Origin of the sequence: Rudaea cellulosilytica DSM 22992 (assembly GCF_000378125.1) — a bacterium.
Classification (GTDB): domain Bacteria; phylum Pseudomonadota; class Gammaproteobacteria; order Xanthomonadales; family Rhodanobacteraceae; genus Rudaea; species Rudaea cellulosilytica.
Window position 1 is genome coordinate 118,450 of record NZ_KB899243.1, and the last position, 11,877, is coordinate 130,326.

Below are 11,877 nucleotides of genomic sequence, written 5' to 3' on the forward strand. Positions count from 1 at the left end.
TGGGAGAAGGAAAAGACAGAAGAGTACACAAATGGAAATTTTCAACCACGACAGCAAGATCGACTTCCTGCGCCTGCGCACCATCAGCATCGGCGTCTCGATCGTCCTCCTGCTCATCTCGCTCGGCGCGCTCGCCACGCGCGGCCTCAACTACGCGCTCGATTTCACTGGCGGCGTGCTCGTCGAGGCGGCATACCCGGCTCCGCCCGAGGCCAATGCGATCCGCGACACGCTAGAAGCGGCCGGTTTCCACAACGCGCAGGTCACCCCGTATCTCGGCACGAACGACGTTGCCATCCGCCTGCAACTGGGCGAAGCCGGCGCCGCCAAAGGTGAGGCGGGTGACGATCTGAAGAAGATGAACCAGATCGCCGACAATGTCATCGCCACGCTCAAGGCAAAGGACGCCGACGTGACCAAGAAGAGCGCGAGCTTCGTCAGCGCCTCGGTCGGCGAAGAGCTCAAGAGCGATGGCATCGTCGCCGTCATCTTCGTCATCATCGGCATCATGATCTACATCGGCATCCGCTTCGAATGGCGCTTCGCCATCGCCGCGATCGCCAGCGAATTTCACGACACGATCATCGTGCTCGGCTTCTACGCGCTGACCCACCGCGAGTTCGACGTCAACGTGCTCGCCTCGGTGCTCGCCGTGGTCGGCTACTCGATCAACGACAAGGTCGTCGTGTTCGACCGCGTGCGCGAACTGTTCCGCTCCGCGCGCCGCGCCGAGCCGGTCGAGATTCTCAACAAGGCGATCAACTCGACCCTGTCGCGTACGATCATCACCGCGCTGTTCACCGCGATCACGATGATCGCGCTGTACCTGTTCGGCGGCTCCGCAGTGCACGGCTTTGCTCTGACCATGGTCATCGGCATCGTAGTCGGCACGCTGTCGTCGATCTTCTTCGCCAACCCGATCCTGTATTGGCTCGGCGTGTCGAAGAAGGACCTGATGCCGGTCGCGCGCGACAATTCCGAGCTCGCGCGTCGCCCCTGAGATTCTCGCCTAGGGCGCGATTCATCGTGCCCTGCCGCTGTGCTCGTCATTCCAGCGCAAGCTGGACTGCGAAAGCGGGTGCCTCAGCGAATAGCCCGAAGGCATGCCGAGAGAGCGGCATGTAATCCAGTCTGCATGGATGCCATACAAAGCATCGCATCCGCGTGTCCAAGGCGCGTCCCTTCCCCTTTCCACGCGCATCCCGCGCGCGGGTCACTTTTTCTTCTCCAGCGAAGAAAAAGTAACCAAAAAGACGCCGCCCCCGACACCGCACCACGCGCGCTGCGCGCGCGTGGTGCCCTGCGCTTCTCGGCGCCCGCGGGCCGGCGCGAACTCGCGCATCCCTGCGCTCGGACATGCGCGCCTTTCCCCCGCCGTCGCCTGCGATGCTCGGTGCGGTGAAGGGGGAGGAAAATCGAAGGCCAGGTCAAGAGCAACGGCGTGCAGTGCTTTTGCTTTGCTCCTGCCCTTGCTTCTGCGCGCAGGAGCGCGCTGCCTTGGCTTTTCCGGGTCCCCATTGCATTGCGGCGGCAGCGGTCGGAAAAGCCCGCAGGGTGAGCGCGATGGATCGCGCTCATTCGGCTGCCTGCACACGGATGTGCAGTCAGCCGAACCCGGCCGCTGACGCGGACCCTTTGGGCGGGATGCCCAAAGGGCGCAATGCTCTGGGGCGCATTCTCTTTGGTGACTTTCTCTTGGGCGAGCAAGAGAAAGTCACCCGCTCGCCCGCAGGGCGAGTGGAAGCTTTGGCTCTTAAAAGCCAAAGAGAAAAGCTGGATTCCAGCTTGCGCTGGAATGACGAGCAGCGCAGACGCGAAGCATTGCGTCTTACTTACGCCTGAGTAAGTAAAACTCCGCAACAAAATCCCCAAGCCGCCGCGCGGCGATCGCCTCGCGCAACCCGCGCATCAGATCCTGGTAGTAATGCAGATTGTGGATCGTCGCCAGCATGGGCCCGAGCATCTCGCCGCATTTGTCGAGATGGCGCAGATAGGCGCGCGAAAACCCGTTTGCGCAGGTGTAGCAGGCGCAGGCCTCGTCGAGTGGACGCGTGTCGCGCTCATATTGCGAATTGCGGATGCGCAGCACACCGGTGCGCGTGAAGATGTGCGCGTTGCGCGCGTTGCGCGTCGGCATCACGCAGTCGAACATATCGATCCCGCGCACGACCGCCTCGACGATGTCCTCGGGGCGGCCGACGCCCATCAGATAGCGCGGCCGATCCGCCGGCAGCAGCGGCACAGTTTCTTCGAGCGTGCGGTTGCGCTCCCTTTCCGGTTCGCCAACCGCGAGACCGCCGACCGCATAGCCGTCGAAGCCGATCTGCAGCAGACCCTCGGCCGATACCTTGCGCAGCCCCGGATAGGTGCCGCCCTGGACGATGCCGAACAGCGAGTTCGGATTCTTCAGATCATCGAACGCGCGTCGAGAACGCGCAGCCCAGCGCAACGACAACTCCATCGAATCGCGCGCCTGCTTTTCCGTCGCCGGATACGGCGTGCATTCGTCGAAGATCATCGCGATGTCGGAATCGAGCACGCGCTGGATGCGCATCGACTCCTCGGGTGAGAGGAACACCTGCGAGCCGTCGACCGGCGAGGCGAAGCGCACGCCCTCCTCCGTGATCTTGCGTCGCTCGGCGAGCGAGAACACCTGGAAGCCGCCAGAATCGGTCAGGATCGGCTTGCTCCAGCCGATGAACTTGTGCAGCCCGCCGAACTCGCCGATCACGTCGAGACCCGGGCGCAGGAACAGATGAAACGTGTTGCCGAGGATGATCTCCGCACCGATGTCGAGGATCGATCGCGGCGTCATGCCCTTGACCGAGCCGTAGGTGCCCACCGGCATGAACGCCGGCGTTTCGATCGTGCCGCGGGCGAAGCCCAGCCGACCGCACCGCGCCGCGCCGTCGCCGGCGAGAAGTTCAAACCGCATTGCGTTTCCTCGGATCCAATTCAGGCCGCGGATTTTACGCGCTCGCGACGCCTACCGCGCGTCCAGCGGGCTACGCACGCCGAGACCGCCGCGATTGAGAACGTGGGTGTAGATCTGCGTCGTCGCCACGTCCTTGTGGCCGAGCAACTCCTGCACCGTGCGGATGTCGTAACCCGATTCGATCAGATGCGTGGCAAACGAATGCCGCAGCGTGTGCGCGCTGACCGGTTTGACGATACCCGCCTTGGCGCATGCCGCCTTCAACGCGCGCGAGAACACCGCATCGTCCAGGTGGTGCCTGCGCACCGCGCCGCTGCGCGGATCGCGCGACAATTGCGCGGCCGGAAACAGCCAGCGCCAACCCCGCTCGAGATGCGCGCGCGGATACTTTCGTGCGAGCGCATGCGGCAGCCAGACTGCAGCGGTGCCCGCGGCGAGATCCTGCGCAAGCAGGACGCGCGCGCGCTCGACCTCGCGCTGCAGCGGCTCGACCAGCGAACGCGGCAGCATCGTGTGCCGGTCCTTGCCGCCCTTGCCATCGCGCACGACGATCTCGTTGCGCGCGAAGTCGACATCCTTCACGCGGCAGGCGCAGGCCTTCCATCAGCCGCATGCCCGTGCCATAGAGCAGGCTGGCAATCAGCCACGGCCGACCATCCATCGCCGCGAGCAAGCACGCCGCCTCCTCGCGTGCCAGCACCGTCGGCACACGACGCGGTCGCTTCGCGCGCACGACTCGGTCCAGCCAAGGCAACTTGAGCCTGAGTACCTCTCGATATAGATACAGCAACGCGGAAAGCGCCTGATTCTGCGTCGCTGCAGCAACTTCGCCGTCGGTCGCCAGGCCGCTCAAAAACGCCTCGACCTCATCCGCACCCAATTCGCGCGGATGCCGTTTGCCATTGGCGAGGATGAACCGCCGTATCCATCCCACATACGCCTGCTCCGTGCGCAGGCTGTAATGTTTGACGCGTAACTTGCGCCGAACTTCGTCCAACAGGCGCGGAGCCTGCGACCCAGCCGGCACCGCTGTTACGCCCCCGCTTCCGGCCTGATAATCCATTACGCCCTCGCTTCGCGATGATTGCAACGAAGCTTGGCCGCGGATTGTCGCGGCGGATATCGGGTAACTGCTTGCTGTAGTGTAAGAATTTCGCTTGACGTGCAATCGAAGCCGGCTGAACATCCCGTGCAACGCCCCGGATGTGGGGTCTATTTGTAGTTAGGCGCCGGCGGTCCAATGCGAATTGCTTCCCTAGCAATGGTTATATGCGGTATCGGGGCGTGCGCAAATTCTGGCGGCACGAAGCAATACGAGCCCATGTATTCTCGCGCTATCAGGTTGTGTATCGAGCACTACCTCCCAAACTCCATGGCTCGCGCTGAAGGGTTTGATCTTGATAAGCATCAATCCGAGGTGCAAGCTCGACGCAACGAGCTCGCGGCTCAATTCGGCAACGCAGCCGGAATCTCATACGTTCAGGGCCGCATCGCGCAGGGTGGCGAAGAGCTCACCATGCTTTGCGCCAATGAATTGCTCAATGCTGCTAGGTCGGTGCGCCGCTAGCGCCTAACTATTCGGTCAAGTGGACCGCCGCGATGTCGCGCTGTAATCTGACGCTCACTGTGGCAGCGGCCACTTACCTCAAGCGTTAGGCCTCACAAAGCATGTCCGATCGAGACATCCGCATCGATTCGTACTTCTCGCTTCCCACCGATCTGGCATCAGAGCTGCGCGCTTGGCCAGAGTTTCTTGCTGGCGAAGGGTACACAGTAGAGCTTCAATCGCCATCCGAGCGTATCTCGGTTCAACCGGAATTTGACGAGGGCCAAATGTTCATTCGTCTCACCGGTACGGGTACAGGCCCACTCTTTCATCGTGTCCTGGGTGCTACAGTTCACTCGCTCTCGGCGCACAGCGATAGCGTCTTCATCACTCGCTGGTCCTCGTAGCCGTCGGGCATCTCTTGCTCAGCCAGCTTGCTAACTGGCAGCCCGCGTGAGGCCTAACTATTCGGTCAAGTGGACCGCTGCGACGGGCCACGGTAATCTGACGCCCACTGTGGCAGCGGCCACTCACCTCAAGCGTTAGGTGCCACAAAAATGCTCGCTGACTACGATGGCATTGAAGGCATGACGGTCAACGAGCGCCTCTCGCATTTCAATCTCTTTGCGGCTTTTGATGAGGCGGTAAAGTCTGGAAAGCTTGAGGTAATTGTCTCCGTACTCCGTCGAGCTCAGTTCACCGAGGCACAAGCAAACCTTACAGCTTCTTCAGTACTTGCAAACCCTTCGCGCCTCGGTCGCTAACGCAGGTGGCACCTAACTATTCAGTCAAGTGGACCGCTGCGACGTGCCACGGTAACCTGACGCCCGCTGTGGCAGCGGCCACTTACCTCAAACGTTAGGGCGCACGTGAAGGCCGAAGAAATACTCACGGTTCGTTGCAAGACTCACGGCCCACAACCCCAGGCATTCGTCTGTCAGCACATCCTTGAAACGCTCGATACCAATCAAGCGATCGGGTTCCATTGGCCCGCTGAATCTAACAGTCCCTTCCCGGATGCGTGGTGCACAGAGTGCGAAGCAGCCCGTGTTGCCGCGGGCGGAGATTGGAACGATGAGCTTATGAAGGCGGTAGATATCAAGCTTATTTGCGGTTCTTGCTACCAGGTTGCCAAAGGCATTTGGTTGCGTGCAAGGCACCCTGTGTCGAGTGCGCCCTAACTATTCGGTCAAGTGGACCGCTGCGGCGTGCCGCGGTAACCTGACCCTCACTGTGGCAGCGGCCACTTACCTCAAGCGTTAGGCGCCTACTTCTATGTTTCCAGGTCTTCCAGCGTTTGCTGTCTTCCTGCTTTCGGCGGGCGGGCAACTTCCAGGCTCTGTGCTTGAAACAGAACACTATGTCATTGAACTTTCGGAGACTTGTCCGGAGTTCAGCGTAGGCGATTGTACGGCGAGCTATCTCGGAAAGAACAAGACAACCGGCGCTTCCATCCGCCTCGAAGGCAAGTCGGTAATGGCCTTGTGCAAAGACAACGCCACGCCGTGCCATTTCACTTGCTATCAATTCCCCAGCGGCGCTTATACGTATTTTGTCTACCCCGACGGCGATCTCAGAGTTACTAAGGGTGGGCATGTAGTCGCCCAAGAGCATGGCTCTTGGCGAGGCAGCGGCGCCTAACTATTCGGTCAAGTGGACCGCTGCGATGGGCCGCGGTAATCTGACGCCCACTGTGGCAGCGGCCACTCACCTCAAGCGTTAGCTACCGTTGGAGCGACACGTGCGCGGCATACTCCCATTCGGTCTTCTCTTCTCTGCACTTATCGCTATACAAGGCTGTGCGCCGCTTCAATCAGAAGACACAGCAAAGCTTCCTCGCTCAGCAGTTGAGCAGCAGCTCTCGTCTTCCGATCCATCAAACTACTATGTTTATGCTGCGAGGCTTTTCCACGAAGGTGCCAAAGAAGACGCCGTTTTCTGGTTCTACGTTGGTGAAATTCGCTACCGGTTCTACCTTGCAGCAAACCCCACTCTCGATCCTAGTGGCGCCCCTGCTCTCTTCAGTTCTTTGCATGAAGAGGTCGGTTCTGTAGTCAACGGGTGGGCCGGCGCCGACCCTGACTCATGGGCAAAGCAAATGGGGCGCGCTCTAGCTTGGGACGCCACCAACGACAACAAATTCACATCCAAGGCCACCTATGCCAAGCAGTGGCAAGACGCTCGTTTGGGGTTAGAGAAGCTTAAAGAGGAGGTGGTAGCAAATAAGGCTCAAATCCTTGAAGAGCGTAAGAAACGAGGCCTGTGAGATCGATAGCTAACTATTCGGTCAAGTGGACCACTGCGACGTGCCACGGTAATCTGACGCTCATTGTGGCAGCGGCCACTTACCTCAAGCGTTAGGCTTCAGCAGTGAAGACTCGTAGCACTATCATCGTTTCTTTCACATGCTTGGCTTTCGCAGGCGTCGCCGCTTTTTCGCTGTGTCAAGAGATGGTCTATCTATCCGCGCAACAAGATGTTTCAGCGTACAGTGCGGACAATTGGTCTTATCAAGACCGCCCAGACGCGGTGATTCGTTCTGGTAGCACAGTACCTATCGTGGGCTGCGTTAGCGACAAGAGTGACGTCCACGAAATCGTCGAGATCTCCGGCCATAGGTACTTCGTAGGTCCGGGGAGCTACACAATCCCCAGGCGTCGGGCCAGCATCGAGGAGGCTTGGTTCAATCCTCGGGCCATCCTTAGTTGTGCAGGCTTTCTCCCGGGCGTTTCCCGCGAAGCGCCTAACTAGGCGCTCAAGCGGACCGTGCGGGCGAACTTGCTCGCGCGTACCATGGGTCATCGGCCGCACGGCCGCTTAGCTTAGGCGTTAGGCGTCGGCACCACCACCGTCACATACTTTCGGTATTTTCGAATGGTCTCTGTAGTCCACAACCCATCCAGCGTCTTTCCGCCCTATCGGGGCTACGTACACGCCCTTGAAGTTCCGGCTGGTTCCCGGCTGCTGTTCATCAGCGGACTCAATGGATTCGAGCAGGACGGTGTCACAATGCCTGACTCGTTCGAAAGCCAGGCTGAGATCATTTGGGCTCACATCCGCTCGATCTTGGCCTCAGCCGGAATGACCGTGACCAATCTTGTATCGTTGCGCACCTACTTAGCCGACCCAAAGCACGATGAGGCCAACGCACAAATGCGTGCCAAACAACTGGGAACGCATCGTGTCTCGTCCACAGTTGTGTGCTGCCAGCTTCTTGAGTCCAAGTGGAAGCTCGAAATCGAGGCAGTTGCTGCGGCGTAGCCTTCCGTGCCAAAAAAAACTTCGCAGTCCGTCGTCTGGATTCAACTTCTAAGTGCAACACCTAGCGGGACCGAGCGAACACTTCCCTCGGCGTTTTGAAGTTGTGCCGCTTACGTGGCCTGTCATTGAGGTGTCTTGCAATCTGGCGACCATCGTCAGCAGTGCGAAGAGCCGGCACCCATGACCGTATCGGCTTCCCAATCGCCGTTACGACCTCGCTTCAGTGTGAGTGATTCGGCGAGGCGGCACCGATCGAGAAAAATGCCGTAGTCCGAAAACAGAAAAGGAGGCGCGCTGCGCCTCCCACTATGAATTTATATCATCCCCAGGGGCTTGCGGCAAGGCTCAAGGCGAGAACTAGAATCGCGGCCCTGTCGATAGGACAGCCTGCATGAGGCAACAAAGGCGATGCATCATGATGATGATTGGATTCCGGTGTCACCTGAAAATTGCGACTTGGTAGTTGGTCCGTTCTACCACGGAACAAAAGCAAACCTGTCGGTGGGCGAGCTGCTGACGGCAGGCTTCAGATCCAACTACGACGATAGTGTCGTGATGAATCACATCTACTTCACAACCTTGCCAAAGGGAGCCGGCCTTGCTGCGGAAATAGCGAAGGGCGATGGTAGGCCGCGAGTCTATGTCGTCATGCCAATGGGAACATTTGAAGATGACCCCAACGTCACCAACAAAAAATTCCGAGGCAATCCAACCCGGTCATACAGAAGCGAGTCCCCTTTGAAAATCATTGGGGAAATTGAACGCTGGGAATCCTACGACCCGGAATTCATCCAACAATTGAGAGATCGCGTCAAAGCGGGCATGGGTGTAATCATCAATTGAGGGGAGGCAACGGACATTCACCCTGTCGAAAACAACTAGCTATTCGCTCGAGCCGACGCCGCTTCGTGGCGTCGTCCTTGAGCTTCGGATACCCTAGCCAAAGCATCGCCATGCTCAAGCGTTATAACTCGCAAGGTAGCTTCCGATGATCTCGAAATCAGGTCTGTGCATGATCCTGCTTGCGGCGTCCGGCGCGGCCGGCGCAGATCAAATGCCGAAACCGGGCAGTTACGGCTTCAATTGGCTCAAGGCGGATAGTCGCTGCAAGAAACTGACCGAAAAGGACTTCTCGCAAGTGAAAACATGCACCGAAAGCAGCAATGCTTTCGGGCTTCAGCTGCATTCCCACGCGTGCAAAGTCAACGCGCAGACTGAGCTCATGGTCTATGCCACCGCGGCACAGTGCCAAGAGGCGCTGGAAACTATGCAGGCAAACGGCCCGTGACACTAGCGGGGACTCCCAAACCGGTTCAGTCGTTGCGCATGGGCGCCGGCAATGGAGGTCATCGCAGCGATCAGCTTTGACTCACCGAACACGTCCAAACCCAAGCACCAGGCTTTCCACGGGGGATTTTCTCCATGACTGCAAAGCTGTTGTACCGAGTCGTCGCCGTCGTTCTTGTTCTGTTCACCGCGGGCCACACTTTCGGCTTCCTATCGTTTCGGCCGCCTTCCGCAGACGGCCTCGCCGTCTTCGCCGCAATGGGCAACGTCCGCTTCACGTTGGACGGCGGTAGTTACACATACGCCGGCTTCTACACTGGCTTTGGTCTGATGGTATCGGCGTACATACTTTTTTCCGCTTTCCTTGCGTGGCATCTTGGCGCCATCTCTTCGACACAACCCCAAACCATAGTTACGCTTGCCTGGGCTTTTGCCGCACTTCAGATCGTTTGCCTTGTTCTCGGCTGGCTTTACTTCTTTCTTGTTCCCATCCTGTTTTCCGCCGTCGTCTCGATTTGTTCGGTCTGGGCGGCATGGTTGCTGGGGAAGGCCAATGCCTGAAGATTCGCTCGAACTGACCGCCGCGAGCGGTAGCAACCCGTTGGGCCCATCGAGGAAGCGGCAACTTCGTTGCCGCCCGGGAGGACGTTGAATGAGCCGACGATTGATGCTGTTTCCCACCGCGGTCCGTCGCGACCCCACCATTGATCTCTGGATGAAGAATCATCCGGGGCCGCTGGGCGCCATCGCGCAACGCTGGTTCGATGTCATGCGCGGTTGCGGACCGGACGTCACCGAACTGCTGCACGACGGCCACCCGACCGCATGCATCGGCGAAGCCGCGTTCGCATACGTCAATGCCTTCACCCATCACGTCGACGTCGGGTTTTTTCTCGGCGCCGAACTCGCTGATCCGAAGGACTTGCTGGAAGGCAGCGGCAAATTCATGCGCCATGTTAAGTTCCGGCCCGGGCTTGAGCCGGATGCAACGGCGGTCAACGCGCTCGTGGCAGAGGCCTATGCAGACATGCAGCGCTATCTCGCATCAACCAGATAGCTGCACTCTTCCCATAGGCTCCCCGCGCCGGCCTCGTCCGAAGCAATGAACAAATCGTCGCTACGAAATGCATCGATATCTTGCCTCGCGCTCTGGGCGATGATCTGGTTGGCTTTTCTGTCGATTCGCTTCTCATCGCTCGATATCAGGGACCTGCCAGCCATCGGTCCGATCATGCTCGTTGCGCTCGGCAGCGTGCTTCTGGCTCCGCTGGCTGCCAGCGTGCTTGCGGGCGTCGCCTCGGTGCGACAACCCAAGGTGGCATGGAACTGGCTCGTGTTGGGCTGCGCAACAGCGGCGTTCTTCGGCCAAGGGCTTTTGTTCTTCGTCTCAAGCTGGATGTAATGCCCGACTAGTCGTGGATCGCTGCGATGCGCGTATGCACCGCCGAGCACACCGCGGCAGCGATAGCTTGGCTCAAGTATCGGGCGTCTCGATGGAACCTTCAGGGGCTTTCGGAAAAATCAGCATCGCATCGCCGTAGGAAAAGAAGCGATAGCGCTGCTCGACCGCGTGCCGATACGCCTCGAGGATCAGCTTGCGCCCGGCGTATGCCGAGACGAGCATCAGCAGGGTCGACTCAGGCAAGTGGAAATTGGTGACCAGCGCATCGACGCTGGTGATTGCATAGCCCGGGAAGATAAAAATCTGCGTCTCGCCTGCGAACGGTTCGACGACGCCGTCGCGCTTGGCCGATTCAAGCGCGCGCACGACCGTGGTACCGACCGCGACCACGCGCCCGCCCTGCGCGCGCGTGCGCCGCATCTTCTCCACGAGCTCGGCGCCGACGTTGAGCCACTCACGGTGCATAACGTGGTCTTCGACGCTGTCGCGGCGCATGGGCTGGAACGTGCCCGCGCCGACATGCAGGGTGACGTAGCCGAAATCGACGCCCTTCTCGCGCAGCGCATCGAGCAGCGGCGCGTCGAAGTGCAAGCCGGCCGTGGGTGCGGCCACCGCGCCGGGCGTATGCGCGAACACGGTCTGGTAGCGCACCTCGTCGTCGGCATCGATGGCCGAAACCTTGTCTTCGCGCTCGATGTACGGCGGCAGCGGCATGCGGCCGAGCTTGGGCAGCAGTTTTTCCAGCGGCTCGGCCGACTCGAAGCGCAGCGAATAAAACTCGCCTTCGCGGCCAAGCACGAGAATCGTGCTGTTGTCGCCGAGCAGGATGCGCGAGCCCTGCTTCGGCTTCTTCGACACGCCGAGCTGGGCCAGCGCCTCGTGTGCACCGGTGATGCGTTCGATCAGGATCTCGACCGCACCGCCGGTTTCCTTGCGCCCGTACAGGCGCGCGTGCAGCACGCGCGTGTCGTTGAACACGAGCAGGTCGCCCGCGCGCACGTAGTCGACGAGATCGGTGAAGCGGCGATCCGCGAAACCGCGTGCCGCGGCGTCGACGACGAGCAAGCGGCTCGCCGAACGCTGCGCGAGCGGCGCCTGCGCGATCAGCTCGCGCGGCAGGTCGTAGTGGAAATCGGATTTCTTCAAGGCGCAGTTCGCAGCGCGTGGCGGGAGATGCGATTATCGCCGATAAGCGCCGACCAATGCCGCACGCCGCGATCTGCCGCCGGTTATTTCGCCCCGGACTGCCAGCGCTGCACGCCGATCGCGATCAGGATCAGCGGCCACCACTTCGCGATCAGATGACCGACGTCGGGAATCAGATTGAAATTCGCAAGCAGAAAAAACACACCCAGGCCGATCAGGATCAGGCCCGTGGTCTTGTTGGCGGACATGGAAAACTCTCGAGAAGCTGAGCGCGCAATCGCGCGGTGAAGATTGTCGGCA

14 protein-coding genes and 1 pseudogene are annotated in these 11,877 nt (G+C 60.0%); 11 read left to right on the forward strand and 4 right to left on the reverse strand.

Annotation, left to right across the window (positions count from 1 at the left end; translation table 11 throughout):
• The first annotated feature begins 31 nt into the window (after positions 1-31).
• Together secF and F455_RS23040 are read left to right on the forward strand one after the other, a co-directional pair.
• The gene (gene secF, locus F455_RS0114980; RefSeq protein WP_018974128.1) at positions 32-1,000 is read left to right on the forward strand and encodes a protein translocase subunit SecF; all 969 of its coding nucleotides are present in this window, start codon (positions 32-34) and stop codon (positions 998-1,000) included.
• Positions 1,001-1,563: 563 nt separating this feature from the next.
• Positions 1,564-1,842 (forward strand): hypothetical protein, encoded by a 279-nt coding sequence (locus F455_RS23040; protein WP_157578907.1) that lies wholly within the window; start codon positions 1,564-1,566, stop codon positions 1,840-1,842.
• Here the strand turns inward: F455_RS23040 and tgt are convergent.
• Together tgt and F455_RS21615 are read right to left on the reverse strand one after the other, a co-directional pair.
• A complete protein-coding gene (gene tgt, locus F455_RS0114985) occupies positions 1,829-2,935 on the reverse strand; it encodes a tRNA guanosine(34) transglycosylase Tgt (protein ID WP_018974129.1) in 1,107 nt (368 codons plus the stop codon). The genes F455_RS23040 and tgt overlap by 14 nt on opposite strands.
• Before the next feature lie 51 nt (positions 2,936-2,986).
• Positions 2,987-3,998, reverse strand: a pseudogene (locus tag F455_RS21615) (integron integrase).
• A gap of 309 nt (positions 3,999-4,307) precedes the next feature.
• On the opposite strand from F455_RS21615, the gene F455_RS23045 reads away from it, so the two are divergent.
• From F455_RS23045 to F455_RS0115035, 9 genes are all read left to right on the forward strand, one after another.
• The gene (locus F455_RS23045; protein WP_157578909.1) at positions 4,308-4,502 is read left to right on the forward strand and encodes a hypothetical protein; all 195 of its coding nucleotides are present in this window, start codon (positions 4,308-4,310) and stop codon (positions 4,500-4,502) included.
• 536 nt (positions 4,503-5,038) lie between these two features.
• A complete protein-coding gene (locus F455_RS23050) occupies positions 5,039-5,245 on the forward strand; it encodes a hypothetical protein (RefSeq protein WP_157578911.1) in 207 nt (68 codons plus the stop codon).
• A gap of 977 nt (positions 5,246-6,222) precedes the next feature.
• Positions 6,223-6,747 (forward strand): hypothetical protein, encoded by a 525-nt coding sequence (locus F455_RS23055; RefSeq protein ID WP_157578913.1) that lies wholly within the window; start codon positions 6,223-6,225, stop codon positions 6,745-6,747.
• 608 nt (positions 6,748-7,355) lie between these two features.
• A complete protein-coding gene (locus F455_RS0115010; protein WP_018974134.1) occupies positions 7,356-7,742 on the forward strand; it encodes a RidA family protein in 387 nt (128 codons plus the stop codon).
• Positions 7,743-8,150: 408 nt separating this feature from the next.
• Positions 8,151-8,585, forward strand: coding sequence for an NAD(+)--rifampin ADP-ribosyltransferase (gene arr, locus F455_RS0115015; protein WP_033410238.1), 435 nt, complete (start codon positions 8,151-8,153; stop codon positions 8,583-8,585).
• A 145-nt stretch (positions 8,586-8,730) separates the two neighbouring features.
• A complete protein-coding gene (locus F455_RS0115020) occupies positions 8,731-9,030 on the forward strand; it encodes a hypothetical protein (RefSeq protein WP_157578915.1) in 300 nt (99 codons plus the stop codon).
• A gap of 134 nt (positions 9,031-9,164) precedes the next feature.
• Positions 9,165-9,590: an LIC_13387 family protein gene (locus tag F455_RS0115025; RefSeq protein WP_018974137.1), complete on the forward strand. Its 426-nt coding sequence runs from the start codon at positions 9,165-9,167 to the stop codon at positions 9,588-9,590.
• A gap of 106 nt (positions 9,591-9,696) precedes the next feature.
• Positions 9,697-10,086, forward strand: coding sequence for a DUF1801 domain-containing protein (locus tag F455_RS0115030; protein WP_211212334.1), 390 nt, complete (start codon positions 9,697-9,699; stop codon positions 10,084-10,086).
• Between the two features lie 45 nt (positions 10,087-10,131).
• Complete coding sequence (locus F455_RS0115035; RefSeq protein ID WP_157578917.1) at positions 10,132-10,431, forward strand: hypothetical protein; 300 nt, start codon at positions 10,132-10,134, stop codon at positions 10,429-10,431.
• 72 nt (positions 10,432-10,503) lie between these two features.
• Here F455_RS0115035 and queA read toward each other — a convergent pair whose 3' ends face one another.
• Complete coding sequence (gene queA, locus F455_RS0115040; RefSeq protein ID WP_018974140.1) at positions 10,504-11,577, reverse strand: tRNA preQ1(34) S-adenosylmethionine ribosyltransferase-isomerase QueA; 1,074 nt, start codon at positions 11,575-11,577, stop codon at positions 10,504-10,506.
• A gap of 83 nt (positions 11,578-11,660) precedes the next feature.
• A complete protein-coding gene (locus F455_RS23265; protein ID WP_018974141.1) occupies positions 11,661-11,825 on the reverse strand; it encodes a LiaI-LiaF-like domain-containing protein in 165 nt (54 codons plus the stop codon).
• Positions 11,826-11,877 lie beyond the last annotated feature (52 nt).

Excerpts from the sequence above, each read along its gene's own strand:
- arr (WP_033410238.1), top strand. The coding sequence starts at position 8,151 with ATGCATCATGATGATGATTGGATTCCGGTGTCACCTGAAAATTGCGAC.
- secF (WP_018974128.1), top strand. The coding sequence starts at position 32 with ATGGAAATTTTCAACCACGACAGCAAGATCGACTTCCTGCGCCTGCGC.
- F455_RS23265 (WP_018974141.1), bottom strand. The coding sequence starts at position 11,825 with ATGTCCGCCAACAAGACCACGGGCCTGATCCTGATCGGCCTGGGTGTG.
- F455_RS0115010 (WP_018974134.1), top strand. The coding sequence starts at position 7,356 with ATGGTCTCTGTAGTCCACAACCCATCCAGCGTCTTTCCGCCCTATCGG.
- tgt (WP_018974129.1), bottom strand. The coding sequence starts at position 2,935 with ATGCGGTTTGAACTTCTCGCCGGCGACGGCGCGGCGCGGTGCGGTCGG.
- F455_RS0115020 (WP_157578915.1), top strand. The coding sequence starts at position 8,731 with ATGATCTCGAAATCAGGTCTGTGCATGATCCTGCTTGCGGCGTCCGGC.
- F455_RS23050 (WP_157578911.1), top strand. The coding sequence starts at position 5,039 with ATGCTCGCTGACTACGATGGCATTGAAGGCATGACGGTCAACGAGCGC.
- F455_RS0115025 (WP_018974137.1), top strand. The coding sequence starts at position 9,165 with ATGACTGCAAAGCTGTTGTACCGAGTCGTCGCCGTCGTTCTTGTTCTG.
- F455_RS23040 (WP_157578907.1), top strand. The coding sequence starts at position 1,564 with ATGGATCGCGCTCATTCGGCTGCCTGCACACGGATGTGCAGTCAGCCG.
- F455_RS23045 (WP_157578909.1), top strand. The coding sequence starts at position 4,308 with ATGGCTCGCGCTGAAGGGTTTGATCTTGATAAGCATCAATCCGAGGTG.
- F455_RS0115030 (WP_211212334.1), top strand. The coding sequence starts at position 9,697 with ATGCTGTTTCCCACCGCGGTCCGTCGCGACCCCACCATTGATCTCTGG.
- F455_RS0115035 (WP_157578917.1), top strand. The coding sequence starts at position 10,132 with ATGAACAAATCGTCGCTACGAAATGCATCGATATCTTGCCTCGCGCTC.